The 26,161-nt window shown below is 54.1% G+C and carries 30 protein-coding genes; 13 read left to right on the top strand and 17 right to left on the bottom strand.

Annotated elements, in window-relative coordinates:
- Positions 1-115 precede the first annotated feature (115 nt).
- The 9 genes from ACR0IO_RS15615 to ACR0IO_RS15575 all read left to right on the top strand — a co-directional run bounded on the left by ACR0IO_RS15615 (position 116) and on the right by ACR0IO_RS15575 (position 7,813).
- Entirely contained in the window at positions 116-1,003 is an 888-nt protein-coding gene (locus ACR0IO_RS15615; protein ID WP_480742516.1) for a TonB-dependent siderophore receptor, read from the top strand.
- Positions 901-2,244: a TonB-dependent siderophore receptor gene (locus ACR0IO_RS15610; RefSeq protein WP_480742586.1), complete on the top strand. Its 1,344-nt coding sequence runs from the start codon at positions 901-903 to the stop codon at positions 2,242-2,244. Before ACR0IO_RS15615 ends, ACR0IO_RS15610 begins: the two co-directional genes overlap by 103 nt.
- Positions 2,245-2,428: 184 nt before the next feature.
- Complete coding sequence (locus tag ACR0IO_RS15605; protein WP_480742515.1) at positions 2,429-3,589, top strand: ABC transporter substrate-binding protein; 1,161 nt, start codon at positions 2,429-2,431, stop codon at positions 3,587-3,589.
- A 53-nt stretch (positions 3,590-3,642) separates the two neighbouring features.
- The gene (locus ACR0IO_RS15600) at positions 3,643-4,716 is read left to right on the top strand and encodes a FecCD family ABC transporter permease (RefSeq protein ID WP_480742514.1); all 1,074 of its coding nucleotides are present in this window, start codon (positions 3,643-3,645) and stop codon (positions 4,714-4,716) included.
- Positions 4,713-5,486 carry an ABC transporter ATP-binding protein gene (locus ACR0IO_RS15595; protein ID WP_480742513.1) on the top strand — a complete coding sequence of 258 codons (774 nt, stop codon included), beginning with the start codon at positions 4,713-4,715 and terminating at the stop codon, positions 5,484-5,486. Before ACR0IO_RS15600 ends, ACR0IO_RS15595 begins: the two co-directional genes overlap by 4 nt.
- Complete coding sequence (locus tag ACR0IO_RS15590) at positions 5,470-5,949, top strand: pseudoazurin (protein WP_480742512.1); 480 nt, start codon at positions 5,470-5,472, stop codon at positions 5,947-5,949. The genes ACR0IO_RS15595 and ACR0IO_RS15590 overlap by 17 nt, the downstream gene beginning before the upstream one ends.
- Positions 5,950-5,975: 26 nt before the next feature.
- A complete protein-coding gene (locus ACR0IO_RS15585) occupies positions 5,976-6,650 on the top strand; it encodes a class I SAM-dependent methyltransferase (protein ID WP_480742511.1) in 675 nt (224 codons plus the stop codon).
- Positions 6,651-6,784: 134 nt separating this feature from the next.
- Entirely contained in the window at positions 6,785-7,231 is a 447-nt protein-coding gene (locus ACR0IO_RS15580; RefSeq protein ID WP_155149314.1) for a hypothetical protein, read from the top strand.
- A 111-nt stretch (positions 7,232-7,342) separates the two neighbouring features.
- The gene (locus ACR0IO_RS15575; protein ID WP_480742509.1) at positions 7,343-7,813 is read left to right on the top strand and encodes a Dps family protein; all 471 of its coding nucleotides are present in this window, start codon (positions 7,343-7,345) and stop codon (positions 7,811-7,813) included.
- 1 nt (position 7,814) lies between these two features.
- On the opposite strand, the gene ACR0IO_RS15570 is transcribed toward ACR0IO_RS15575, so the two are convergent.
- Together ACR0IO_RS15570 and ACR0IO_RS15565 are read right to left on the bottom strand one after the other, a co-directional pair.
- Entirely contained in the window at positions 7,815-8,069 is a 255-nt protein-coding gene (locus ACR0IO_RS15570) for a DUF1289 domain-containing protein (RefSeq protein WP_155149318.1), read from the bottom strand.
- A gap of 168 nt (positions 8,070-8,237) precedes the next feature.
- The gene (locus ACR0IO_RS15565; protein ID WP_480742508.1) at positions 8,238-8,837 is read right to left on the bottom strand and encodes a TetR/AcrR family transcriptional regulator; all 600 of its coding nucleotides are present in this window, start codon (positions 8,835-8,837) and stop codon (positions 8,238-8,240) included.
- A gap of 109 nt (positions 8,838-8,946) precedes the next feature.
- Between ACR0IO_RS15565 and ACR0IO_RS15560 the strand changes: the two genes are divergently transcribed.
- Complete coding sequence (locus tag ACR0IO_RS15560) at positions 8,947-9,891, top strand: alpha/beta hydrolase (RefSeq protein ID WP_480742506.1); 945 nt, start codon at positions 8,947-8,949, stop codon at positions 9,889-9,891.
- Between the two features lie 149 nt (positions 9,892-10,040).
- Here ACR0IO_RS15560 and ACR0IO_RS15555 read toward each other — a convergent pair whose 3' ends face one another.
- Positions 10,041-10,937 (bottom strand): GlxA family transcriptional regulator, encoded by an 897-nt coding sequence (locus ACR0IO_RS15555; RefSeq protein WP_480742504.1) that lies wholly within the window; start codon positions 10,935-10,937, stop codon positions 10,041-10,043.
- A 95-nt stretch (positions 10,938-11,032) separates the two neighbouring features.
- Here ACR0IO_RS15555 and ACR0IO_RS15550 point away from each other — a divergent pair, with 95 nt between their 5' ends.
- Positions 11,033-11,950, top strand: a complete 918-nt coding sequence (locus ACR0IO_RS15550) for an MBL fold metallo-hydrolase (RefSeq protein ID WP_480742503.1) — start codon at positions 11,033-11,035, stop codon at positions 11,948-11,950.
- Positions 11,951-12,011: 61 nt separating this feature from the next.
- Here ACR0IO_RS15550 and ACR0IO_RS15545 read toward each other — a convergent pair whose 3' ends face one another.
- Complete coding sequence (locus tag ACR0IO_RS15545; protein WP_480742502.1) at positions 12,012-12,761, bottom strand: SDR family oxidoreductase; 750 nt, start codon at positions 12,759-12,761, stop codon at positions 12,012-12,014.
- 26 nt (positions 12,762-12,787) lie between these two features.
- Positions 12,788-13,783, bottom strand: a complete 996-nt coding sequence (locus ACR0IO_RS15540; RefSeq protein ID WP_480742501.1) for a quinone oxidoreductase family protein — start codon at positions 13,781-13,783, stop codon at positions 12,788-12,790.
- Between the two features lie 90 nt (positions 13,784-13,873).
- On the opposite strand from ACR0IO_RS15540, the gene ACR0IO_RS15535 reads away from it, so the two are divergent.
- Positions 13,874-14,710 (top strand): LysR family transcriptional regulator, encoded by an 837-nt coding sequence (locus ACR0IO_RS15535; RefSeq protein WP_480742500.1) that lies wholly within the window; start codon positions 13,874-13,876, stop codon positions 14,708-14,710.
- A gap of 2 nt (positions 14,711-14,712) precedes the next feature.
- Here the strand turns inward: ACR0IO_RS15535 and ACR0IO_RS15530 are convergent, their stop codons facing one another.
- From ACR0IO_RS15530 to ACR0IO_RS15500, 7 genes are all read right to left on the bottom strand, one after another.
- Positions 14,713-15,405, bottom strand: a complete 693-nt coding sequence (locus tag ACR0IO_RS15530) for an SDR family oxidoreductase (protein WP_480742499.1) — start codon at positions 15,403-15,405, stop codon at positions 14,713-14,715.
- 21 nt (positions 15,406-15,426) lie between these two features.
- Positions 15,427-15,801 (bottom strand): Cif family virulence factor, encoded by a 375-nt coding sequence (locus tag ACR0IO_RS15525; RefSeq protein ID WP_480742497.1) that lies wholly within the window; start codon positions 15,799-15,801, stop codon positions 15,427-15,429.
- An 18-nt stretch (positions 15,802-15,819) separates the two neighbouring features.
- A complete protein-coding gene (locus ACR0IO_RS15520) occupies positions 15,820-16,326 on the bottom strand; it encodes a nuclear transport factor 2 family protein (protein WP_480742496.1) in 507 nt (168 codons plus the stop codon).
- 33 nt (positions 16,327-16,359) lie between these two features.
- Positions 16,360-16,854, bottom strand: a complete 495-nt coding sequence (locus tag ACR0IO_RS15515) for a nuclear transport factor 2 family protein (RefSeq protein WP_480742495.1) — start codon at positions 16,852-16,854, stop codon at positions 16,360-16,362.
- Positions 16,855-16,914: 60 nt separating this feature from the next.
- Complete coding sequence (locus ACR0IO_RS15510) at positions 16,915-17,868, bottom strand: alpha/beta hydrolase (protein WP_480742494.1); 954 nt, start codon at positions 17,866-17,868, stop codon at positions 16,915-16,917.
- Positions 17,869-17,980: 112 nt separating this feature from the next.
- Positions 17,981-18,868 carry a helix-turn-helix domain-containing protein gene (locus ACR0IO_RS15505; RefSeq protein ID WP_480742493.1) on the bottom strand — a complete coding sequence of 296 codons (888 nt, stop codon included), beginning with the start codon at positions 18,866-18,868 and terminating at the stop codon, positions 17,981-17,983.
- Positions 18,869-19,238: 370 nt separating this feature from the next.
- Positions 19,239-20,066 (bottom strand): LysR family transcriptional regulator, encoded by an 828-nt coding sequence (locus tag ACR0IO_RS15500; RefSeq protein ID WP_480742492.1) that lies wholly within the window; start codon positions 20,064-20,066, stop codon positions 19,239-19,241.
- Positions 20,067-20,147: 81 nt separating this feature from the next.
- On the opposite strand from ACR0IO_RS15500, the gene ACR0IO_RS15495 reads away from it, so the two are divergent.
- Positions 20,148-21,134, top strand: a complete 987-nt coding sequence (locus ACR0IO_RS15495; protein WP_480742491.1) for an aldo/keto reductase — start codon at positions 20,148-20,150, stop codon at positions 21,132-21,134.
- A gap of 210 nt (positions 21,135-21,344) precedes the next feature.
- Here ACR0IO_RS15495 and ACR0IO_RS15490 read toward each other — a convergent pair whose 3' ends face one another.
- The 5 genes from ACR0IO_RS15490 to ACR0IO_RS15470 all read right to left on the bottom strand — a co-directional run bounded on the left by ACR0IO_RS15490 (position 21,345) and on the right by ACR0IO_RS15470 (position 26,161).
- Positions 21,345-21,737, bottom strand: a complete 393-nt coding sequence (locus ACR0IO_RS15490; protein ID WP_480742490.1) for a VOC family protein — start codon at positions 21,735-21,737, stop codon at positions 21,345-21,347.
- Positions 21,734-22,042: an ArsR/SmtB family transcription factor gene (locus ACR0IO_RS15485; RefSeq protein WP_480742489.1), complete on the bottom strand. Its 309-nt coding sequence runs from the start codon at positions 22,040-22,042 to the stop codon at positions 21,734-21,736. Before ACR0IO_RS15485 ends, ACR0IO_RS15490 begins: the two co-directional genes overlap by 4 nt.
- A 219-nt stretch (positions 22,043-22,261) precedes the next feature.
- Positions 22,262-23,344, bottom strand: coding sequence for an ABC transporter ATP-binding protein (locus ACR0IO_RS15480; RefSeq protein ID WP_480742487.1), 1,083 nt, complete (start codon positions 23,342-23,344; stop codon positions 22,262-22,264).
- 3 nt (positions 23,345-23,347) lie between these two features.
- Positions 23,348-25,003 (bottom strand): alpha-amylase family glycosyl hydrolase, encoded by a 1,656-nt coding sequence (locus tag ACR0IO_RS15475; RefSeq protein ID WP_480742486.1) that lies wholly within the window; start codon positions 25,001-25,003, stop codon positions 23,348-23,350.
- Between the two features lie 9 nt (positions 25,004-25,012).
- Positions 25,013-26,161 carry a carbohydrate ABC transporter permease gene (locus ACR0IO_RS15470; protein ID WP_155149358.1) on the bottom strand — a complete coding sequence of 383 codons (1,149 nt, stop codon included), beginning with the start codon at positions 26,159-26,161 and terminating at the stop codon, positions 25,013-25,015.

The raw sequence follows: 26,161 nt of genomic DNA, 5'->3' as shown, positions 1-26,161 counted from the left end.
TGAGGGCAATTGCGGAATTTTGATTGCGCTTTATACGTTCGCACTCGTTGAACGCCATTCTCTGCAGAGAAAAGCCAGATCACGTCAATTTGGCAATTTTTGCGAGGATCTAAAAATGCGGCCAGGTGCCAATTTCTTCATACCACACCTGTTGTCTTCGGTTGCCGTGGTTCTGGCCGCAGCGCCAAGCCATGCCCAAGATTTCCCGGTCGAGCTTGATCCGATCATTGTTAATGGCAATGAACAAGCGTCTGCTGATGCCGAGGACGGATTTGTCCCCAAGACCAGCAGCGTTGGCACAAAATCCACATTGCCGATATCGCGCACGCCACAGTCAATCTCAGTGGTGACCGCCGCTAAACTGGAACAGAGACAGGTGGAAAATCTGTCCGAAGCGCTTCGCTATACCCCTGGTGTCTCTACGCAGCTTTATGGCGACGATCCCCGGTCCGATTGGTTCCGTGTTCGTGGGTTCAGCGCGAATGAATATCTGGACGGGCTGAAACCGGCGCGCGGTCAGTTCGCCTGGCCGCGGGTTGATCCCTATTTCCTGAACAGGGTTGAGGTGCTCAAAGGTCCGTCAGGCAGCCTCTATGGGCAAACGCCGCCCGGTGGTCTGGTTAATCTGGTGTCCAAGAAACCGACCGAACAGACCGTACGGCAGGTTGGTCTGCGACTTGGGTCGCCCAAACAGATCGAAGGTTTTGCCGATTTTGGTGGCAAGCTGACAGAAGACGGGCGGTTTACCTACCGGCTGACCGGCATTGCACGAAACGCAGATACCCGTGTGGATTTCGTGAACGATGATCGGACCGCTTTGATGGGTGGCGTAACCTGGCGACCAACAGATGCTACGTCACTGACCTGCAGGCCTATGTCATCGACGACAATGCAAAATCCATTCAGTTTCTGCCCGCCTCAGGCACAATTGCCCCAAATCCGAACGGAGAGATTCCGCGCGATAGATTTACCGGTGAACCGGATTGGGACAACTATGATCTGAAACAGAACATGATTGGTTACCAGTTCGACCACGAGTTCGAAAACGGTTGGAAATTGTCGAGCAAAATACGCTGGTTGGATGTGGATTATGATCTGAAAGTTGCGCGACCGTTTGGGTTTGTCCCCGGCTCGAACGAGCTGTTGTTTCGCAGGGCTGTCGGCATTACCGACAAGACCAAAGCGACAAACGCAGACAACAACCTGACTTACAGCTTCGATACCGGTGCAGTACGTCACACATTGCTTGCTGGCGTTGACTATCTCACACAGAAAACGGATTTCGACTTTAGTGTCGGGTCCATCAGACCGATCAACGTTTACAATCCAGTCTACGGCGCAACGCCATCCCCGCTGTTTCCTGTGACGCAAACCCAGACAGATCTGCGCCAGTCCGGAGTGTACCTGCAGGACCAGATCGAAGTTTCGAACTGGACAATCATGCTGAGTGCACGAAACGACTGGTATGATCTCGACAGTCTGAACGAGACCCGCAATGTCCGGACCGAAAACTCCGGAAACGAATTCACTTGGCGGGCCGGCGCGGTCTACAGCTTTGACAACGGCGTATCTCCCTATGTCAGCTATGCGACTTCCTTTGAACCGCTGGCGGGTGTCAACACCACGACCGGTAACCCGCCGGAGCCTACCAAGAGCAAGCAGACCGAAGTGGGTATGAAATACGCGCCCGAAGGAACAAATGCCCTTTTTACATTGGCCGCATTTGATCTGCGCCAACAAAACACGGTCGTGAACACAGGCCTTATCCAATCCCAGATCGGAGAAAGCCGGGTGCGCGGCGTCGAAATGGAAGGCCGCATTGCGCTTAATAATGGTCTGAGCTTGCTGGCGTCATACACTTATCTTGATGCCGAAATCACCAACGGCTCTGCCGCTACACAGGGTAACAAATTGCCGTTTGCACCAGAAAATCAGGCTTCTATCTGGGCCAGCTACGATTTGGATGGCGCATTGGATGGGCTGACACTGGCAGGCGGCCTTCGATATATGGGTACGACCTTCGGCAGCACCCGGAACGATATCGAAATCGGTGACTATTTGTTGGCGGATCTCGCAATCAGCTATGATCTGGGCGCGAAAAACCCAAGCTTTGAAGGCGCTCGAATTGATCTGAGCATCGCAAACCTGACCGACAAGAAATACGTCTCCACCTGTGACAATGCGACCGCGTGCTATTGGGGGGCAGGACGGACCGTACGAGGCAGTTTTGTCTACAACTTCTAACCTACTGTGACGCACAGTCTTTCTGGGAGGGGTGGCAACAGTATTGACCGGCTTGGCCACCCCGATGCCGGCAACAAGTGAATACTGCCCATAAACAAACGGCGAATTACCTTACTTTTTTACTTGGGTTTTATAAACGCATCGCTTAGAACCCAATTTGTAATCATCCAACCCGGAGACCGCTATGTCCTATCGGACCACACTGAGCGGCTTCCTTGGTGCCATTGCAGCCAGCGCGAGCTTCACCGCGTCCGCAACATCCGCTCAAGCCGAAGCCCTGACCTTCACCGACATCGCAGGACGCGAAGTCACTCTTTCAGAAATGCCCGACAAGATCATCCTCGGCGAAGGCCGGATGATGTATGGCATCGCCCCCTTGATCGAAGGCAATCCGTTCGAAAAGATCGTCGGATGGAAAAGTGATCTGGTCCAATACGACCCGGACGCTTTCCGTAAATACGAGGCAGCCTTCCCCGAAGACACCGCCCGGATGATCGATTTCGGCAATCCTTATGCTGGTGAATTCAGTATCGAAGCGGTGCTGGAAGCAGAAACTGACCTTGTTCTGCTGGACGTCGGCAATCTGTTCAAAGCCGAAGAAACAGGCCTGATCGAAAAACTGGACTCGGCGGGTGTGAAAGTTGCATTCATCGACTTCCGCCGAAATGCCACTGAAAACGCGGTTCCATCGATGTTGATCCTCGGCCGTATTTTTGGTGAAGAAAAACGCGCGGCCGAATTCATTGATTTCTACATCGCCCAGATGCGCAAGGTATCCAATATAGTTGATACCATTCCAGCTGAAGACCGCCCCCTGGTCGTCGTTGAAAACGCGGCGGGCTGGCAGGCTGATTTCTGCTGCTGGTCGTTTGGCCCATACAATTATGGCCGCTTCGTTGAACTGGCTGGCGGCGTTAACCACGCATCAACATTAGCCAACGCCTATTCGGTTGATCTGAGCCTTGAAGGCATCATCGAAGCTGACCCGGACGTTGTCTTTGGTACAGGCGCCAACTGGGTTGAAGCCCGCCCCGAGGTTACGTCGACTCTTCTGGGATATGAGGGCGATCCGAAGGTCAACGCCGAACGCCTGACTGCTCTGGCGTCGCGTCCAGGGTTTTCCGAGCTACGCGCTGTGAAAGACGGTCGTTTTCACTCGATTTATCACCAGTTCTACAACTCGCCATATCACTTCGTGGCGGTGCAAGTTCTGGCTAAGTGGATTCACCCCGAGGATTTTGAGGATCTGGATCCCGAGGCCACATTCCAGGAACTCCATGATCGGTTCCTGCCCTACGATGCGTCCGGTCAGTTCTGGATCACATTGGGTCAAGAAGACTCCTGACAGAAAGGCCCCAACGCTCAATACGTTGGGGCCTGATTTTCTCGGACCAAAACATGACCGAACAATCCATTGAACTAACCGGTGCCGAAGTGCTGGTACGCGCGTATAAGCGCCGCTCTCTTCGCAGGGTAGCTCTTGTATTCCTCGCAACATTTCTGCTTTGCGCGCTAGTTGTTGTTGACGTTACAACCGGAGCCGCCAGCCTTACGCCCTGGCGGGCGTTCGAGGTCATCTTCGACAGATCCATTGCAACTCCGAAAGAGGACGTCATCATCTGGCAATTGCGTTTGCCAGTGGCTTTGATGGCCGTTGCAGTTGGGGCAATGCTGGGTGTGGCCGGCGCCGAAATGCAGACCATTTTGAACAATCCTCTGGCCGATCCCTTTACCCTTGGCTTATCTTCTGCAGCAGGGTTTGGTGCGGCTTTGGCCATCGTATTGGGATGGTCCGTCATTCCCGGCGTTGGCGGGTTATTCGTGTCCGTAAACGCCTTTGTCTTTGCGATGCTCACGTCCTGCGCGTTGTTCCTGTTCACGCGACTGCGCGGTGTCTCGCCTGAGGCGATGATCCTCGTGGGGATTGCAATGCTGTTTACCTTCAATGCATTGCTTGCATTCCTGCAATACGGTGCCTCCGAGATTCAATTGGCACAGCTGATTTTCTGGCAGCTTGGATCATTGGCCCGCGCAACCTGGCCCAAAGTCGGTGTCTGCGTGGCCGTTCTGGCCGTGATCCTGCCGTGGTTTCTCAGCCGCTCGTGGGCCTTGACGGCCCTTCGGATGGGTGAGGACAAAGCCGCAGCGCTTGGCGTCAATGTCTCACTGCTACGGATCAGCGTTTTAGCCGGAGTGTCACTCCTGTCTGCAGTTGCCGTGTCATTTGTCGGCGCGATTGCTTTTGTCGGTCTGGTTGGTCCGCATATCGCCCGGATGATCGTGGGTGAGGATCAGCGCGGCTTCCTGCCGTTGTCCGCTTTGTGCGGCGCTTTGATCCTGTCGGGTACATCTATCGCATCAAAGACCATAACCCCCGGCATCGTGTATCCGATCGGAATGATCACTTCGCTGATCGGGATACCGTTTTTCATCATGCTCATTCTGGGCCAACGCAAGAGGCACTGGCAATGAGTATGCTTACCGCAGACGCGCTCAGCTTTTCTTATGGCAATCGTCAGGTTCTGGATGGCGTCGGATTTGACGCCCTGCAACCCGGTCATTTGACAGCCCTGATCGGCCCCAACGCCGCAGGGAAATCAACGCTGTTTCGATTGATTGCCGGGCTTCTGAAACCTTCTTCGGGCAAGGTGCATCTTGGCGATGTAGACCTTGATAGTTTGTCATCGCGGGAACGGCTGAAGCGTGTCTGCTTCATGCCGCAGTTCTTTGCAGCAAACGCGTCACTCACGGTTTTTGACGTGGTGATGATGGCCCACAAGCAATTGCGCGGATGGCGTGTGACCGAGGCGGACATGCACGCCGTCGGTAAGGCTTTGGATGCCGCAGCAATCGGCCATCTGGCCGAAGCGCATGTAAGCGAGCTGTCTGGTGGTCAGTCCCAAATGGTCTCGGTCACGCAGGCGCTAATCCGGCGCTCTTCCGTCTATCTTTTTGACGAGCCGACCTCTGCCTTGGATCTGCGACACCAGCTGGAGGTATTGAGCAGGATCAAGTCGGCAATCGTGGAACGGCATGCAGTCGGTATCGTTGCCCTGCACGACCTCAATTTGGCTGCGCGGTTTGCCGATCACATAATCCTGCTGGGCGACGGAAAAATCCAGGCGCAGGGCAATGCGGATACAGTCCTGCGATCACCTGCCATTTCTGCAACCTACGGCGTGGATATCGAGATCACCGCCGGTCCCAGAGAGGATTTGCTTGTTCATGCTTACGCGTCGTAATTTCATCTGTTCGATGACGGTACTGGCCGGTGCCAGTGCGGCCTGGGCCTGCCCTGCACCTACTTCCGAAAGCGGGGCACATTCTATCCTGATGCTCAACGCTGACTGTGGTGATCCCGACACCCCTAACGTGTTCGAACCCGCAATTCTGAACATTGAAACCGGAGATACCGTAACATTCCTTGCAACGGATGCCGGTCACAACTCGGCATCCAAACGCGGTATGATCCCCGAAGGGGCAACCCCGTGGAACGGTGCGATTGATGAGGAACTGACAGTCGAATTCACCGTCCCCGGCATCTACGGGCATATCTGTGTGCCGCATTACGAATGGGGTATGGTCGGGTTGATTGTCGTAGGTGGCGATGTGTCGAACCTCGCGGCCGCCAAAAAAGTGCGCCACCCCGGATCGGCCCGCAAAGTATTTCGCTCATTACTAAAGCAGGTTGAGACACCAGCCTGATCGCATTTTCATAAATGGAGAATTCAATGACGGACCTGATCGAAACCTGGTCGACCAAGCCTGAAGAAGAAGACTCGATGGGTGATGATCACGCGTGGATTTGGCATGAGATGATCAAGGCAATTGATCTACCAGAACATCCAAGCGCACATGTATTGGATGTCGGTTGCAATCAGGGTGGTTTCCTGAGGCTGCTGTACGACACCAAGCCTTTCGCAAGTGGTGTAGGCGTTGATCTCGCAAAGCATGCGGTCGAGCTGGCCGAAGCCCGAAAAGGCGATCGTCCGATAGCATACAAAGCAACGACCAGGCTCTCTGATGCAGGGTCAAATTTCGACTACGCATTCAGTCACGAGGTTATCTATCTTATCGATGACCTTGCGGATCACGCGGCCCAGATTGCTGACGTCCTCAAACCTAGCGGCAGCTACTACGCTGTAACCTGCTGTCACAGGGACAGCCCATTGTGGGCTAGCTGGCGTCCGAAGATACAAGAGTTTTCCAACATCGAAGTGCCGGATCATAGCACCGAGGACATTGCCACAGCATTTCGGGATGCAGGGTTTGAAGTTTCGGTCAGCCGGTTCATGGCAAGCGCCCTCATACCCTTGGAAGGGCCAAGCGCCTACTTCCCGACAGACGTGGATCGCCTTGAGGTCTATTCAAGCTGGAAGCTTCTTTTCCGTTTCACGCGACTCTAGGTATCGAGGCAGACAAACCCGAAAACTGCTAAAGCGCTGAAGACCTGTTCAAAAAATCTGTAACGCTACTTGATGAAACTATACCTTACTACTATTGTCAGGTTCTGATGGTGGCACCTGAGAGTGTCAGAGTAATGAAACGGTCCCACGTGATGCAGGCAATCGGTTTCAAAACTGAAGAATACGCCTATGCGCCTCCTGTTCCGACGATGTCGGAGCGGTCGCTGCGTATTATTGATCATCTTCGGATAGTGGCCCGCCGAAGCAGATCAGCCGCACGTGTTGATCTTGAGCAAGCTTGTGCACTGTTGCTGGCTGATCCTGCAGACGCAAAGATGCGCCATGCGGAAACGCTCATGCGCGGGTTCAGACAGGCTGTCTCAAATCGACCCGTTTTTTATAGGCCCGGAACAACCGATCTTTCGTTTGACGAGGCATGGCTTGGACGTTTGTTCGAAGCTGTTGAACAGAATGACGACGACAGCTTTCGGTTTCTGATTCAATCACGCGTTCCGCGCTGGACACAACGAAACCTGGCCTTTCTAATCCGTTCAATTTCCGAGCAATTTCATCGGATTTAGAATTATTCTAAAAAGTACTTGGAAAAATTCCCTGATCCTCTAGATATGGAGAGGAGCGCTGTATTTGTTCCTCAAATCAGCATTGTAACAAGCAGGATCAAGGGAAGTATTATGACCCAAACAGCTATTGACCTCACCAAGGATTCCCGTGCAGCCATTGCAGACGCTTTGAACCAATCTGTCGCGGAAACAGCCGTGACAACCATGCTCGCCCAGAACTTTCACTGGAACGTAACCGGTATGGCCTTTGGCCCACTGCACGAGCTTTTTCAGAAGATCTACGAGGATCACTTCGTAGCACAGGATGATCTGGCAGAACGTATAAAAGCCCTGGATGCGCATGCAGAAGGCACGCTGGCCGGCATGCTCAAACGATCCAAGGTAAGCGAGCACGAAGGTGACGCTTCTGACAAGGAAATGATCAAGATCATGTTGGACGCTCAGGAAACTCTGGCATCAACCCTCGCGGGCTGTGGTGAGCTTGCGGCCGAACATGGCGATACACTAACCGAAGATCTGTGCATCAGCCGCGGTCAGACTCACGAGAAATTCGCGTGGTTCCTGCGCTCGCACCTGCGCTGACCTATTTGGCCAGAGTGATATTCACTTTGGCCTTCTTCTTTTTCAGCTTTTTCAGATAGGCCGGTCCCCAGTGGGTGTACCGGCCCATTTTTTCCTGCTGACAGATCAGCATCTGTATGAACGCCTCCTGCTGATCGGGTCGTTTGATCGATTTAAAAAGCTTCTTTTGGCTTTTTGTCATCGAACACCCGATGCAATGCCCCTCGCGGCGGAATTTGCAAACATCGATACAGGGTGACGGGACTTTTTTGCTCATCACTGATACTCGCTTATACGATTGGCTGAATCTGCGGCGTGTGGCTGGTTGATCAGAAGCTAATGGTCCAGTTCACTAATTTTGTCGAGCAGGCATTCCATTAATCCGGGTGTGTCACAACATTTAGTGCAATCAAAATCGATCTAAAGCAGCCGGCAGCTACTGGCTTCAATCTTTCGGTTTGTAATGTGCCATAAACATTGCGATGCAATCGTCCATTATCTCTTTGGGCGTAGGGTTTTCGCCAAGGAAGAACTCTGGCCAGAAGAAGAAGTTTTTGACTAGTGCAAGAAGCTGGTTGGTCGCGAAGACCGGGTCGGCCTGACGGATTACACCTGCATCCATGGCTTCGCTGATCAGCCTTGTTATCGGGTAGTCATGGGTTGCGGATTCAGTGAAGAACTGCCGGGATCGATCAAGGTCACGGATTAGTTCAGATATGACCATCCGGTTCAATCCGAGCGCGGTCTCTTCCGTGATCACCTCAATGTAGCGCCAAAGAGCGTCCTTCAATTGCTCGACGAAGTCGCGATCTGGGTCGTAGGGCACCGGCTCCATGCTCCAGTTGCGCTCGATCATGATCTCAGAAATCGCCTCGAACAGCGCCTCTTTGCTTTCGAAATGATTGTACAGCGTGCGACTCGATACGTTCGCATTCTTGGCGATCGTGGTCGTCTTGGCCCCCAGAAATCCTTGCTCTCGGAACTCCTCGATGGCCGCATCGATAATATCTTTTCTTTTCTTTTCAGTCCGTTTCACGATTCTCATCTCAAAAAGTAAAAAGATGTGTTTACAAACACGTCCCACACTCCATAAGTAAACAGTGTAATTTACTTTTGCAAGGCGAGATGCCGATCGACCCGAAAGGACCCAGAAGATGGCAACCCAAACCCTGACAGCCGGAAGAAACAAAGTAACCTTCAAATCCTTCGGAGTGGATTTGGTCGGAGACCTCTATATTCCAGAAGGTTTTGATGAGACCAAGACATATAAAGCAATCGTGGGCGCCAGCCCGTTCCCTCAGGTCAAAGACCAAATTCCCGCAACCTATGGGCCGGAAATGGCTGCAAGAGGGTTCATCTACCTTGGCTTCGATTATCTGGGCATGGGTGAGTCACCCGCGCTGCCTGGAGAGTTCAAGCAATCGCGGTACATGTTCCGTTTGATTGAAAACACATGGGATGCGGTTTCCTACCTTGGAACCCTGTCCTTCGTTGATGAGATCTATGGCCTTGGCGTGTGCCAAGGGGGCTCGATTATCGCGTCGGCAGCCGTTACCGACCACCGCATCAAAAAGATCGCGATGGTTTCCGGGATGATGGCGGCCGATGGCTTCCAATGGGCCGATCGCGACATGGCCAATCAGCAGATCGCAGCTGCAAACGCGTCGATGCAGAAAATGTACGAAACCGGCGAGCCTGACTATGTGACCCCGTTCGGTCTCAACGATGAACAATCACGGCAGGAGTTTATTGACCTGGGCGTGAATCCGATGGCCGGAGAGACCTATGACTATTACGGACGCGATGGGGTCAAAGGACCGAAGGCTGTATCGACCTACACCAACATGCATATCGGCGATCAGGGCATGCAGTCTCTGATTTCCATCGGTGAAGCTTATGCAGACAAGATCGTTCAGCCTTCTTTGGTGATCTACAGCAAGTCGGCTTTTACAGCGATCTGCTCGACCCAATTTGTCGAAAAGCTAACCAACGAGCATGAAGAACTGGCCTTCGATGAATTCAGCCATGTTGATTTCTACTACAAGCCAGATGCCGTCAAAGCGTCAACCGACGCTGTGGCGGAATTCTTCAGCAAGTGAGTAAATTTGGTAGAGGTCACACTTGCACCTCTACCTTTTTAGGCGAACTTCAGCACCGGCGAGGCGGTACGGTTTCTCGAAAAACCTGAGACACCGTGCCGTTTAGCGAAAGACCTGCTCAGTGTGCTGAACAAATTCCCGGCTTTGACTCAAGCCGAGAACTTCCGTCGAAAATCTTTGGGCGTCATCCCAGTTGCCTGATGGAATTTTCGGCCAAAGGCGGAGTGGTCAGCGTATCCTGTGTCAAACGCGATTTGCTGGATTTGCTTTGTCGAATGGATCAGCTGATCTTTGGCTTTCTCTATCCTGATGGCTTGTACATAAGTCATCGGCGTCATGCCTGTCGCAGATGTAAAGCGTCGGATGAATGTACGTTCTGCCAGTCCCGCTTGTTGGGCGAGATCATCCACCGAAAGACGCGACGCATAGCCACTTTCGATGGCCAATTGTGCCTTTCGAATTGCAGCATCCTGATGCGAAAGATCCGGGGTGAAACTACGATAGCGCCGTTGATCCATACGGCCGACGTCAACGACAAACCGTCGCGAGGTTTCGATCATCGCATCGCGGCCAACAAAGCGTTCAATGAGCGCCATAGACAGATCCACCCAGGCCATCATGCCTCCTGCAGTTGCCAGATCAGAATGTTCAATCAGGATCTGATCGACGTCCGTCGCAGCGCCGGGGTAGCGCTCGGCCATGAGGGCTTCCAATCCCCAATGGGTTGTCACAGGTCGATTGCCTATAACTCCCGCCTCTGCCAACCAAACCAATCCCACGCAAACCGAGCATACAAGCGCCCCGCGTGTATGTTCTTGTTTCAGGAATTTTGGAATGTCAGGTTGGGCTGAGACATCAACCTCCTGTCCCGCAGGCGGCAGGATATAAGCGTCATATCCGGGGACAACTGTGTCGGTGATGGTCACGCGCAAAGAACGATACCCTTCAAGACCTCCGGCAAAACTCAACATTTCTTCGATGCCGTGAACGGCTGAAGTCAAAGCGCCCCGGTATCTGACAATCGCAATACGTGATTGATCGGTCATAATGGCAGTTCATGCATAGTATTTGTCTTCCATGCCAGTAGCTCAGAATTTGGGAAACAGCAAATTGGGATCCAGAGACATGAAAGGATCAGCCGATGAAAACTCCAGAGCTTACCCGCCGTACTTTCTCGACGACACTTCTTGGGGCCGCCACCATCGCCGGATTACCCAAGGCCGTTTTTGCAGCAGAAATCGCTACTTTGAAAATTGGCGCAACAACCGTTTCGATGCTGTCCGACGGCCATTTCGAAATCCCATCCGCCTTCTTTCAGGGTGCCGACGGCGCGGCGATGGCGTTGGCAGGTAACCCCATCGACATTGGGGCGACCGTCTGGTTGGTACGTGACGGGGAGCGCACCATCCTTGTCGACACAGGCTCGGGTGCAGCCCTGTCCGAGATGTTCCTAACCGTTGGCAAACTGGACGCATTGTTTGCTGCTGAGGGAATTGGAAAAGACACGATCACCGACATCATCCTGACCCATATGCATGCCGATCACATCGGCGGCTTGATGGGGCCGGATGCGGGCGGGTTCCGGAATGCGACCATCCATGTCGCAGAGGCCGAATGGGCTTTCTGGACCAACCCGGACCTGCCAGCAGCCGCGCCGGATGCTGACAAGCCCATGATTGATCTGTTGCAATCCATCGCAGGCCCGCTTGCGGATCGCATCAAGACCTATGCGAGCGAAGCGGATTTGGGTGGTGGTATCACATTGGTGCCGCTGGTTGGTCACACCCCAGGGCACAGCGGTGTGCGTATATTGGCCGACAATGGCGAGGAATTGTTCATTGTTGGTGACGCCATCATCTCGGAAGCGCTTCAGTTCGCGAACCCAACAGTGCGCTATGCCCTCGATTCCGATCCGGAACAGGCGATTGCAACCCGAACAAAGCTTCTTGGCCAGTTGGCCGACGATCAAACCGTCTTCTCGGCCACCCATCTGAGTTACCCCGGAACCGGGCGCGTCACGCGCAGTGGCGACGGGTTTGTCTTTGTACCACTGACATGACGGTCACAAGCGGGAGAAAGCGCGCCTTGCGCTTTCATCCCCTGCGATTGCGACAGTTGCCTCAAGCCCGCACCAGATGCCCGCCATCCACGTCCAACACTGCGCCTGACAGATAATCGTTTGTCATAGCCATGATAACGGCCTGCGCGATGTCTTCGGCCTGCCCCACACGCCCAACCGGCAAGCTGCCACCGACCTCGTCGTACATGGCATCCCGCGTTTGCTGAGGCATCTCGTTATATGCCTCTGTGTCGACCATGCCGGGGCTGATGCAGTTCACACGCGCGCGTCCGCCAAGTTCAAGCGCCAATCCTTTAGTCAACGCTTCGACCGCCGCATTCACAGCCCCAAGACCCGTCGCACCCACGGAAGGACGGCGACTCAAGACACCTGAGAAGAAGGTAATCGAGCCCCCATCGGTCAATGACGGCAGCACTTGTCTTGCGGTGACATAGGGGCCTGTAAACTTGGCCTCGAACATGCTGCGCAACTGATCTGTCGGCAGGTCGGCAAAGGCTCCATGCGCCGCACTGGAGGCCGAGATCACCAAGTGGTCCACTCTACCAAGTTTTCCGGCCCAGGCTTTCACGCCGACTTCATCCGTCATATCCAGCGGAGAAACTTGCAGGGCGCTCCCAATCTCTATTGCGGCAGCCTCGAGCTTTGCGGTGTTGCGGCTGGCGATGGTGACCTTTGCCCCGAGAGTTACGGCCAACTTGGCCGTGGCCTTTCCCATCCCGCTGCTGCCGCCAACGATGACGACGTGTTTGTTTGCAAGGGCAGTTTCAAAAACAGTGTTCATTTCAGTCATTCCATAAATCGGTCGATTTGAATGGGTCAGTCGATGTGCAGCACCAGTTTCCCAGTGGTGTCGCCCGCTTCCAGTCGGCGATGTGCTTCTGCCGCCTCTTCAATTGGCAGGGTCGTGACCTGCGGGCGCAATACACCTTGCTTCAACATTTCAAATACAGTCGCCATATCTGCATTGAACGCATTGGGGTGATTGGTGAAATAGGTGTAGATATCGCTGACGCGCACTGCCACCGACTTCTGGAAATGCTTCGCCAGATCCTCAGCGAAGCTGCCTGAGGGCGAACCGGCAAGGAACCCAAAGAGCACCACCGTTCCAAGGGGGGCCAGCGCATCGAGATCGGATTTGAGCGTATCGCCCGAAACCGGATTCAGCGTCAGGTCAACGCCGCGTCCACCGGTGAGTTCCATTACCCGTGCGGCCACGTCTTCTTTCCGATACTTGATCACATGATCTGCACCTTGCTCGCGCGCATAGCTGGTCTTGTCGGTGCTGACCGAGGCGATCACTGTCAAACCCAGATGTTTTGCGATCTGTAGGGCCATAGTGCCAACGCCCCCGGCAGCCGCATGAACCAGTACCGTTTTTCCTGCTTTGGCAGCGCCCAGATTGACCAGCATGTGATAGGCGGTCATTGCATTCACCGGAATCGAAGCGGCGGTTTCAAAGCTGACGTCATCAGTCAACCGGGTTACAAATGACGCTTCGATTACTGAATGCGTACCATAGCCACCTGCGCCAACAGGCCCCATCCAAGCCACTCGGTCACCCACAGCAATCCCGTCAACACCTGCGCCAATAGTTTCAACAACCCCGGCCCCTTCAACACCCGGCACAAAAGGCAGATCGGGCATCATTCCTTCGGGCATTTCGCCCCGGCAGATGATCGTGTCGATAAAGTTCACTGCGCTTGCATAGTTTCGGATCAGGACTTGGCCCTCACCCGGCGCAACCTCTGCAAGTGCAGTTTTGCGCAAGACTTCTGGTCCACCGATCCGGGTGATTTCGAGTGCATAAGTCATGGTGTTCTCCTTGTGTTAGGGAGAAGATAAAGATCGGAACCGTTGGGGATAATGGTTGATTCAGGAAGATATAATCCCAATCATGAGATAATGATCTACAACGACCTTGCCCTGTTCACCGCTGTCGCCAATCACCTCAGCTTTTCCGCCGCCGCTAAACAATTGGGCATACCGCTCAGCCGGGTCAGCCGCAGGATTGCTGAACTTGAAGACCACCTTGGTTCCAAATTGTTTGAACGCACGACCCGCCATGTCCGCTTAACCGAGGAGGGGCGCCGTTTGCTGGATCGGTGCCAGGATCCGATAGATGCGCTTCAAGAGGTTGCGGGTTTTGCCGATGATACACGGCGACACAAGATCCGTATCACAGCCCCACCGCTGGCCGCCCGTAAAACTATTGGTCCTCGCCTATTGGACTTTGCACAGCGGCACCCGGAAGTGGAGTTTGAACTGACGACGACCAACCTGTTTCTGGATTTTTTTCGCGACAACATCGACTTGGCTTTTCGACTGGGGCCGCTATCGGATTCCACCCTCGTTGCTAAACGACTTTGGTCCGTTCACTATTGCTTCTGCGCCGGGGCGAAGTTCATCTCTGACCGTGGTTTGAGGGGACAATTGTCTCGGGAAGAGTTTCTAGCTCTTCCCGCGCTGGTCGCGGGACAGTCATGGGTACTCGAATCCGGAGAGGTGCTTCAGCCAACCCAGGTTTCCCACAATTTCATTGACCTGGATGTTGTCGAACAGGCGGTCCGCCGCAATCTGGGGATCGCGATGTTGCCACGTGATATGGTCGGGGACGGCATTCAGCCATTGCAGGTAGAGAATGCCACCCCGCTGACCAGAGACATGTTTGCAGTTTACCCAAGCCGCCGATTGTTGCCGGTGCGGGTCAGGAAGCTGATCGACCACATGGCATCCGGCTAATGTCACCAATCAATGGGTTGCCCATCTCGGAAGAAGCCACCAGTCGGGCCTGTATCAGGGAGCATTGCAGCCCAAACAACGCCCGCTGCGCCTTCGGAAACGGGGCGACCACCGCCCCCCATGTCAGTCGCCACCCAACCCGGACAAACAGCGTTAACGAGGATACGTTTTGATTTCAATTCCGCTGCGGTCTTGAGTGTCAGAGCATTCAGAGCCGCCTTTGAGATGCCATAGCCCGGTGTGCCGGAAGACATGCCGCTAAACGCCCCAGCTCCGGAAGATACGTTCACGATCCGGGCGTTTTGGCCCTGTTTCAAAAGCGGTACCGCGGCGATTGTTGTAGCCCAAGGACCAAAAAGATTGGTCTCAAACGCGCGGTGGATGCGAGCGAGATCTGCGGTATGCGCTTGTTGGTCGGTGTCATAATCCACGCCGGCGTTTTTCACGAGGATTTCGAGGCGACCATACGCGGCTTCAATATGTGTAAAGGCGGCCACGACCGAAGTTGGATCTGACACATCAAGCTGCAAGGTTTCCGCGCCGTGCCCGATCTGATGTGCCGCCGCCTGTCCCCTCTCCAGATCGCGTGACCCGACAAGGACTTTCAATCCGTGATCGTGGGACAACTGGCGAGCAACTTCTTTACCGATGCCACGATTGGCGCCGGTCACAAGGGCAATACGTTGTTTGGTCATGAGAATGCACTCCCAAGTCTCTCAGTCCGCATATTGAAGCGACATTTTGGTGATCTTGCCTTCGCCGTTCCACCAATAGTGATAGTGCACCACTAAAGAGGCCCAATTGACCTCGGTTTTGGCGTAACCGTCTTCGTATTCCAGGATCTGGAGATGTTTGAAGCTCTGTCCATCGGGTATAACCTCGCGCTCAGCCCAAACTCGGATAGCATCATGTCCGACGAACTCGCGATTGACATCGATCATCACGGCGTCATCAGTGAAGCAGGCCAGATATGCTTCAATGTCCTGTGAGTTGGTCGCGGTCTGGTAACAGCTGATCGCGGTGGGCAGGTCGTCGGCCCAAATCGGGGTCGCAAGGGTGACTAGGCCTGCCAAAAACGTCAATCTGAACATGGATCGGTACCTTCGGGATTAGTTCGCTGCGGCAGCGCGTTCGCCAGCCTGTGCCACAAGGGCGCGGTCACCGGTTTCCCATAAGGCAGTCATAGTCATTGAGGTGACCTTCCAATCGGCGCCGTCCTTCTCCAGCTCATAGCTGTAGCGTCCACCCAACACCCATAACTCATCATCAATCCGGTGGGTGGCGGTGAAGTCAGCTTCGGCCTTGGCGATGGTGTCGGTCATCTCGTTCACCGTGTGGTTGGTCACCATGTGGTGAGTGACATCGAACCCCGGCAGGAAAGCAGCCCAACCTGTGACCAGATCGTCTGCGGGCTGGGTGACCGGATCTCCACCCCAAAGGCTGGTGTAGTCGGTGGTTACGGTGTCGGCAAAGGCATCACGCACGCGGGTCCAATCGTGACGGTCGGCACCGGCGGCGATGTCGGTCAAGGTGCGGGTGATCTCGGTTTGGTCGGCCATTGCGGCTCCTCCGATAAGGGTTGCGGCTGCGAGGGTTGCAATAACTCTGCGGGTCATTTCAGTGTCCTTACTTCGATTGGAGGCGTCACTTCACTCATTGGCTAAGCGCTCGGGCACAGGAGCCAATTGGTATTGCGACCAGAAAAAGGTGTTGGCTGCGTCCTGATCGGCACTGAGGTTGGTTGCCTCAACGATCTTGCCGTTCTCGATCCGGTAGACCAACGCCCAGGTAGTATCGACATTCGGCTTGCCTTCGGCATTGGACCAGCCTCGGTGAATATCAACCACGTGGGTGTCATCAGCACCGAAGTAGATCGGGTCTGCCTGAAATCCGGCCACGCCAAGCTGGGCAAAAAAGGCCAGAACCTCATCGCGACCATTCTTGGTACCGCTGAGGGGATGGCGACCCGGAATGTGCCATTTCACGTTTTCATCCATGACGGCAGCGATCCCGCCAAGGTCATTTGCGCCGTATGCGGCAAAGAAGTCCTGAACGACTTTCATGTTTTCTTCGGGTGTTCCGGCCATAGCAGCGCCTCCGACAAGGGTTGCGGTTACAAGGGTAGTGAGAGTTTTGCGGGTCATTTGTTTTACTCCGAAATGAGATGATGGCGGGCAGCATGGCCCGGCACCTACCGGATCGATTCAGCCGTCAAGGCCGAGGCGGAAGTGGTTGGCCACGGTGTCAGCAGCGCGGGTCACATCCTCGGGGTTGTCGTAGAAATCGAACTGAGTCACATCCTCGAGCCACTGTGCGGTAGCCTCGCCGGCAAAGCCTGCCAGGAAGGTTTGCACACCTTGCGGGATGGCGGCGCTTTCCGAATGCACGATGGCCAGAGGCTTGTCCAAACGCTGCGGATTATCGGCAGGATGATAGGTCAGCCAGCCTTCCCAGCCTGCGTTGTTCCACTTGTCGTCATATTCCGGGATCGCGCCACGATCGCTTTCGTAATAATAACCACCGATCGGCATCAGAACGCCCTCTGCCCCTTCAGGACCTGCCGCGGGAATTATCTCGCCCCCTTTGGCTTCAGCGGCATGCGAGATTTCGATCAGGCCAGCAACACCTTCTTCCCCGCCATAAACGGCCTCAACAATCTCTTTGTTGTGCAACCACGGGGCTACCAGACCAAGGCGATCCACCAGCGGGTTGCCCGCCACAGCGTCAACCATGTAGCCAGCCGAGGCACAGATCCCTAGACCGTTGATATGATCCGCATCGACTTCGGGCAGGGTTGCGACAAATTCAAACGCAGCCTTGATGTCCGAGGTCTTAGCTTCGGGGCTTTCTACGAAACGCACTTTGTTTGGAAGGTCACCTGATTTTCCCCAGCCACGGAAATCAAAAGTGAAGGCGGCAAAGCCACGTTCGGCCATTTCGCGGGCATAGTTGGCGGGCATCTGCTCCTGAACCGAAGTCCATGCACCGGTCACGACGACAGTCGGCAGCGGGGCGTCACCACGTTCTTCTGGTAGATACAGCGTGCCTGACAAAGTGGTGCCTTCGTTTTCAAACGTCACGGTGCGAGTTTCGACCTGAGCGATGGCAGCAGTGGAAGCCAACAGCGTGGTAGCAGTGGTCAAAGCAGTCAGTTTCATAGTTGTATCTCCGTTGATTGGTTCAACTGGGCTCAGCCCCTATGACCAAAGAGATACGACGCCCTCGCCAGGATTAATTGCACCTGACTGCCGGGTTTTTGAAAAATCCTGCTCAGGTTGGTTTTGCAGCCCGATACGTCCGCGGAGTCTGACCCACAACCTGCTTGAAGCTGCGTGTGAAATGCGCCTGATCCGCAAATCCGCAGGCCAGAGCAATGTCTCCTAACGGGCGTTCAGCGTCATCCATCATCTTAATGGCCTGCTCGATCCGATAAGCCATGACGTATTGCATGGGTGTTGAACCAAGTGTTTCCTTGAACACCCGAGCAAAATGAGATGGGCTCATTCCTGCCTCGGCAGCCAGTTGATCCACCGTGATCGTCTGATCCAACCGACGCTGTACAAAGGACAGAACACGTTGGTAATGCCGCGAAGTGAAACGCGAAGAGAGTTCGACATCTTCTGCGCGGCGTTTCCCATATTTTTGCAATAGCTTGACCAGGAACACGCGGCTCATCGCCTCGAACATAACGGCGGAGGACATGTCGTCCGTTTCCAGAGCATCTCTCAGAATGACACCAGCAGCGCAAAGGTCGGGGTCGGAAAACTGTGGCAAATCCCGAAACTGCTGAGGATCCAGCAACATGCCTAACTCGGACTGTGCAAACTGCTCTATCTTGGCGGGATCCAGCGTGATCACGATCACATCTGACTTTTCATGCCAGCGCCAGCCCGATCGCATCCCGGCCGGCGTGACGACAATCTCGTCGACCAGGAACGTGAAATCGCGCAATTCACCATCTCGCCAATTTTGCACGCGATGTGCCTTGGGATTAAGGTTCAGAAGCACGTGATGTTCCTCGAACACCTCTTCGGGCATCTGATCCGGTTCGGCCTGAAAATATCGCACAGACATCAGTCCCGCCGCCGAAGGACGGTCCATCGCATCGCTGTTGAGCAGCGGTTCAGACGGGTAGATGTCAGCGTATTTTATCGGCAATCTCTGGGTCCTGCAGCAGGCGGGATCAATTCTTAATGGTCCCAGCCAAAGTGACAAAGCCATAGCATATCATCAAGTGACGCCGAACTGCACTAAGTCCATCTGAGAAAAACAAAATCACCCTGCAATGCATTCCCAGCACTTAATCAAGATGCAGCAGTGGTTGTGCGGGGTCTTCAGCCGCGCTGGAAATCAAGGACGCTCCTGAACTTTCTCTAATTTCAAGAGCACTGACTTACGCACACTATCGGGACTGGGGTCTGCCTTTGGCAAGCCACATCACAGTGCTGTCTATCACGACACAAGATTGCTCCGGACCGTGATCGAGAACCACAAGCCTGATATGATGCAGTCCTTTTTAGGTGTCTAATCACCCGTTTTCACAAGCTTCTGACAACATCGCGTAAGTGCGATCTATGACGTGTCGTACCTCAGGGAGAAACCTGTCGTCTTGATGGGACACAAGCCACTGATCATGTTCTAGATCAACAATCAGAGGTGACACCGGCTTTAGCCTTCGCTGCGCATTTCCAATGAATGTTGGCAGAACAGCCCGAGCCATTCCCGCATTGGCAAGATCAAGGGCGTTTTGCGGCGCGGTCACTTCAATGGCCTCGTCTCCTTGCGATTTCTCCCTCAGCCAATTTGCGGAAGGTGTATTGGACAAGACCCGAGCCCAGGTCGAAACACTCTCATCTACGGCGTAGACGGCAAACCGGACCCGTCCGATTTTGCGGCCAGCCAAGCCAATCTCTTCGGGCCGGTGGTTTCGAATTCCAATCGCCGCCTCCCGGTGCCCGATTTTCAGCACCTCTTCCGAGGAAATGAACCGCAACCGCACCGGTATTGATCCGTAGAGCTTTCCAACAGCACCTACCAATAATCTGGTAACCCAGGTTCCAGCCGAAATCTTAACCAAAGGTGGTGCAGTTGCGAGGCTGGTTTCGGTGATAGGCAAAACACGCGCTTCGATGCCTGCCGCCTTTTCCAGCAATGCTTGCCCATCCTCAGTCAGGTCATAGCCTCGCGGTTTGCGCCGAAACAATTCAATCCCAAGATTACGCTCAAGCTCGATCATACGCCGGCCCAGCGTTGGTGCACTCTTGCCGGTCTGTTCTGCCGCTGGCCCAAGTCCACCTGCTCTGGCGACCGCAAGAAAAAGCCGCAGGTTATCCCAGTCAAAGTCACGTTCATTCATGAAACAATGCTTGCATTCTGTGTTGTTGATGAAAAGATAGAGATCGCATTTTTTCTGAAGGGTCACATAGGAGACTCACAGATGAAATTTCTCGAAACCGAAATCGCCCCACTTGGCATGGGATGCTGGCCAATCGGCGGCAAGATGTATTGGGGCGAACAATCCCTGGGTTACACCCGTTCAGACGACGATGTTTCCATTCGGACGATCCACGCTGCCTTAGATGGCGGGATCACCCTGTTCGACACGGCAGCTGCGTATGGTGCAGGACATTCGGAACGGCTGCTGGGTAAAGCGTTAAAACATCGACCCGATGCCTTGGTTGCTACAAAGATCGGTGTCGGAATTGACGAGACGAGCAAACAGATCTCATTCGAACCCTTCTCCCCTGATCAAGTTTCTCCAGCCGTTGACGGGTGTCTGTCGCGTTTGAACCGTGATCGGATCGATCTGATGCTGCTGCACGTGAACGATATGTCGATAGGCATGGCCGAAGCCGTATTCGATGAACTGGATCGGTTGAAAGGCGCCGGAAAACTACGCGCCCACGGCTGGAGCACCGACTATTCTCAAAGCGCCCGAGCCGTTGCAGCGAAAAACAACTTCAAGGCAGTTGAATATGTCATGAACGTATTCTTTGATGCGCCCCGCATGCAAAACGTAGTGCAAAAAGAAGGGCTATTGTCTCTCATACGCTCACCGCTCGCGATGGGTTTGCTTTCAGGGAAATACGATCAGAACACTACCATGGCATCGGACGACGTACGTGCATCCGGCGAAAGTTGGATGGAATACTTCAAGGATGGTAAGGCAAACCCTGACTTCATGCGAAAACTAGATGCAGTTCGCGACTTACTGACCTCAAATGGCAGAACACTTGTGCAAGGAGCTCTCGGGTGGATATGGGGCCAATCTGAAACCTATGTTCCGATCCCGGGTGCACGGACAGAAGAGCAAATCGAGGGTATTGCAGGAGCGCTAAACTTCGGTGCTTTGCCGGTCGAAATAATGGATGAAATAGAAACCCTGGTCACGCGCATCCCCGACGAACCAGACCGCCCGAGATAACCTAAAGTACGGCACAAAAAACTCCGCACCGAGTGCTTTCGAGGCGGTTTGTTGAGCCCCGATAGAGCGCGGCAACCTGCCTTGAAAGTGGCGTGCGCAGAAACGCGATATGCCAGAGTTCTTGTGAACTGCGAGAGTTTAAATCTACCAGATTCTGCATATTGGCCGAACGACAACTTTTTGTTGCGTTCGTCCAAGGATTAGCTTTGTTCAGGCGTCTTTCATCTGGATCAACTGGATCAGGTTACCGCAGGTGTCTTCAAAAACAGCCATGTGAACAGCGCCCGCATCCATTGGCTCGGTTGTGAACTCCACGCCTCGATCAGTCAGCTTCTTCCACTCGGCATCGAGGTCTTGCACCTGAAATGAGTGCGCGGCGATGCCATCGGAGACAATCGCTTCTTTGTAGGGCCCAACAGCGGGATGGTCGCTTGGCTCAAGTAGCAACTCTATTCCATCTGGGTCTTCTTCTGAAACAACTGTCAACCAGCGGTTGGTACCCAATGGAATGTTGTGCTTCACCTTGAAGCCGAGGACTTCGGTGTAGAATTTCTCGGCCTTGTCTTGATCGTCAACAAAGACGCTTGTGACATAGATTTTCATGTCTTGGTTCCCTTCGGTTTGTATTTCGTGAGCCATGATGCCGCCGCTATGTCGTCTTCGCTGACGCTCAGAGAATGCGCCTTTATTCGCCCCTTCCACTCGATCTCAATCAATCCTGCTTTCTCTAAGACGGCGAGATGCTGGGAGACCGTTTGTCGGGACAACGCAATCCCATCCTCTGCAACCGAGGCCGCGCACACCTCGAACAACGATTGAGCTGGCCTTTTGCTCAGATGGTCGATGATGCGTCGACGAGTGCTGTCCGAAAGAGCCTTGAAAATTAAGTCGAGCTGGTCATCTGTCATGCGCCCTATATGCAGTATAATCACTGCATGTCAAGTGCAGTAAATTTACTGCATAACTGCCGGGCGTTGAAAATCGAACGTCATTGACTAGCAAAAGAAAGGCTCCAGAGTCCGCAGAGCAAACATCAGTTGCTCCTTAGTTCCTTAACCCTTCTGTGCACCTCGACTGAGGTTAAACAAACCCAAATCAATCTAAGCACTGAGTGGATAGCTCGATCCTCATTTCCGCATCGACAGACCATTGTGAAACAGATGCACTTTGCCCGGGTCCGCATTCAATTTGACAGCTTTTCCACGTCGGTTTCTTTCAACGCCAGGAAACTTGGCGACGATACTCTCAGCCCCCGGCCTGCTGGCAAAATACAGCAAGGTTACTTCACCCAAGGCTTCGACAAAATCGACTGTACCGTCCAGAAACCCGGCGGCATCGTCGGCAACGAAATCCTCTGGCCGTACGCCGACATTGACCTGCAAACCTATTTCTTCGGGCTCAGTTGGAATGGATGAAACGGCTGTTCCACCCGCATCAAGTGTGACTTCAGTCAGATCTCCGGTTTTGGAAATTTTGCCAGACAGCAGATTCATAGAGGGTGATCCGATGAACTGCGCTACAAACTCGTTATCCGGCGTTTCGTACAGCTCCAGTGGCGTACCAACTTGCGCGATGCCTTTGTTGGCGAGAACGACGATCCGGCTGGCCAGCGTCATCGCCTCGACCTGATCGTGGGTCACGTAGATCATTGTGCTTTCGGGCATCGCCTCTTTCAGGCGCGCAATCTCAATCCGGGTTGCAACGCGCAGCGCAGCATCGAGGTTTGATAGCGGTTCGTCGAACAAATAGACCTTGGGGTCTCGCACGATGGCGCGCCCGATAGCGACACGCTGACGTTGCCCTCCGGACAGAGCCTTGGGCAGACGATCCAAGAGCGGATCCAGTTGAAGGGTCTGGGCCGCGCGTTCAACTGCGGCATCGATCTCGGTGGCAGACATCTTGGCGATCTTCAGCGCAAATGCCAGGTTCTCGCGCACGGTCAAATGCGGATAAAGCGCATAGGACTGAAACACCATGGCAATGCCTCTTTGAGCGGGCGGCACATCATTCATGACCTGCCCTTCGATCTCCAAGGTGCCGCCGGTGATCTTTTCCAGCCCGGCAATCATTCGCAACAAGGTTGATTTTCCACAACCCGATGGACCGACAAAGACGATCAACTCGCCCTTTTCGATGTCCAGATCGATATGCTTCAGAACATCGATCGGACCATAGGATTTCGCCACATCCGTAAGTTTGAGTTCTGACATGGTTTACCCCTTGTCCTTAGCCATCAGACAAAACTGTGCGGGGTGCAGCGTAACGCTTCCCGCACCGTCGCTACCGCCGAGTTCCTGCCCGATGACCCGCCAATCGCCCAAGGGCAAGTCGACCCGCTGAGCTTCCGTTCCAAGGTTGAAAGCACAAAACACCGCTTCAGACGTGTCCTCACGCTGGAATGTCAGCACAGGTCCAATCTGTTTCATGTTGGACTGCGCACCCGAAGTTAACGCCGGGTGGGCGTGGCGCAGCGCGATTGCGCGACGATAATGGTGCAGCATCGATTGGTCGCTCGCCTCGAGCCGGTCTACGGCTCTTTCCGTTTGGGCCGTACTGACCGGCAACCAGGGCTCACCGGTACTAAAACCTGAGTGTTCGTCCTGCGTCGCCCAAACCATTGGTGTACGACATCCGTCGCGACCCTTGAACTCGGGCCAGAACTCGATGCCGTAGGGGTCTTGCAGTTTCTCAAATGGAACATCTGCCTCGTGCAGGCCCAGTTCCTCTCCTTGATACAGACAGGCAGAGCCACGCAGACACATCATCAGAACCGCGTGCTGGCGAATGGCCGCATCGTTTAGGTCCCAGCGAGAGGCATGACGTTCAACATCGTGGTTCGAAAACGCCCAGCATGGCCATGCATCGCCTGCCTTTTCCTCGAGCTGATCAAAGACCTGCTTTGCATAAGGTGCAGTCAACGCACGCTTTTCCAGAAACTCGAAGGCATAGCACATATGCATCCGTTGATCGCCCGAGGTGTACTGACCCATAATCTCCAGCCCGCGCTGTGCATCACCGACTTCACCCAAACAGGCACGATCTTCATATTCGTCGGTCAGCGCGCGCAGTCTTTCGAGGAAGGCGATGTTCTCGGGCTGACTTTTGGAATAATGATGATCCTGGTGGTTATAGGGGTTCACTGCTGGCGCAATTGATGCGTTGCGCTCTTCGACCGGGAGGGCCGGATTGTCCCGCAGATGTTTGTCATGGAAATAGAAATTGATCGTGTCCAGGCGGAAACCATCCACGCCCATCTCCAGCCAGAACCGAGCCACGTCCAGCAGTGCGTCTTGCACATCGGTACAGTGAAAGTTCAGGTCCGGCTGCGAAGTCAGAAAGTTATGCAGATAATATTGAAGGCGACGAGGCTCCCACTGCCACGCTGAACCGCCAAAGATAGACAACCAGTTATTGGGTGGTGTGCCGTCCGGTTTAGGGTCGGCCCAGACATACCAGTCGGATTTCATGTTGTCCCGATTGGCGCGACTCTCACCGAACCAAGGGTGCTGATCAGATGTGTGTGACAGCACCAAATCGATCATCACTTTCAGACCCTTGGCATGGGCCTGATCAAGTAACTCGCGGAAATCTTGCAGCGAGCCGAACATAGGATCCACGTCGCGGTAGTCGCTGACGTCATATCCGAAATCCTTCATCGGAGATTTGAAGAAGGGTGAAATCCAGATCGCGTCAACACCCAGTTCCGCGATGTAGTCCAGACGTTTAGTGATCCCTTTCAGGTCACCGATCCCATCACCATTGCTGTCTTGAAAGCTGCGCGGATAGATCTGATAGATCACGCCACCGCGCCACCACTCTGACTTTGCTTTGGTTGATTTGGAAAGTTCTACAGTGTTCTGCACGTTCATCAGACGCCTCTATTTAACGGATCCGGCCAGCAGGCCACGGACCAGGTATTTTTGCATTGCGAAGAAAACAATCAGTGGAACGATGATCGAAACAAACGCAGCGGTGGCGAGGATTTCCCAGTTGCCCCCTCTTGTACCCAGCAGTTCAACAATTCGATTGGTCATGACGGTGGTTTGACCTGATGCATCAATCAGGAAGACTTTGGCCACCAGAAGGTCGTTCCAGGTCCACAGGAACTGCAGGATCGCGAATGACGCCAGCGCCGGGAAGCTGAGTGGAAGGATCAGTTTCGTAAAGATCTGGAACTCAGACGCCCCGTCGACCCGAGCGTTCTCGATCAAATCGCGTGGCAGTCCGGCCATGTAGCTGCGAAGAAGGTAGATGGCCAGCGGCATTCCAAAGCCAGTGTGGGCCATCCAGACACCCAGATACCCTTTGCCGATCCCAATATTAAGATGGAATTTCAACAAGGGGATCAGTGCGAGCTGAAGCGGAACAACCAAAAGCCCGACAATGGCTGCAATCAACAATGCGCGGCCCGGGAATTCCATCCACGCCAATGCATAAGCCGCGAACGCCGCAACCAGAATGGGTATGATCGTGGCAGGAATAGTCACGGTCAGAGTGTTAAAGAACGCACGCCCCATACTGTCGGTGCTGTCCTCGGCCAAGAGAACCTTGTGGTAATTGTCCAGCGTGAACTCGGGTGGAAGTTCCGCACTTACGAAAACACGCGGGCCGCGACTGCCAGTAAACTCCTCAGCATTTTGCGCTTTGTAGTTTCCGTTAGCATCGACCGTGATAGTCCCGCCACGGCGCAATTCCGCTGTCTGACCAGGTTCAAACGCATCGACCGCGCGGGAACTGACACCCCACTTTGAGATCGTGGCCTTCTGCCCTTCGTCGAACAGGTTCCCTTCAATCACATACATCCCGTTTTCCAGAATCTGCGTATCGGGCGCGGCCGTGCGCAGCGTGAGGTTTTGTTCAGATGGGAACAGGGATTTCCACCATCCGCTCGTCGCGATCTGGTCAGCCGTGCGAAAGGATGAGATCAACAATCCCAGTGTCGGTATTACCCAAAGCACCACGAGAAAGAGGACCGAGGCCTGGACGATCCATCTGAGGGCGGGTTTGGTTCCTGCTATATCGCTCAT

The organism is Ruegeria sp. CE12, from assembly GCF_056537525.1.
The sequence above is the reverse complement of the archived record's forward strand: the minus strand, read 5'-3'. Positions and strand labels throughout refer to the sequence as shown.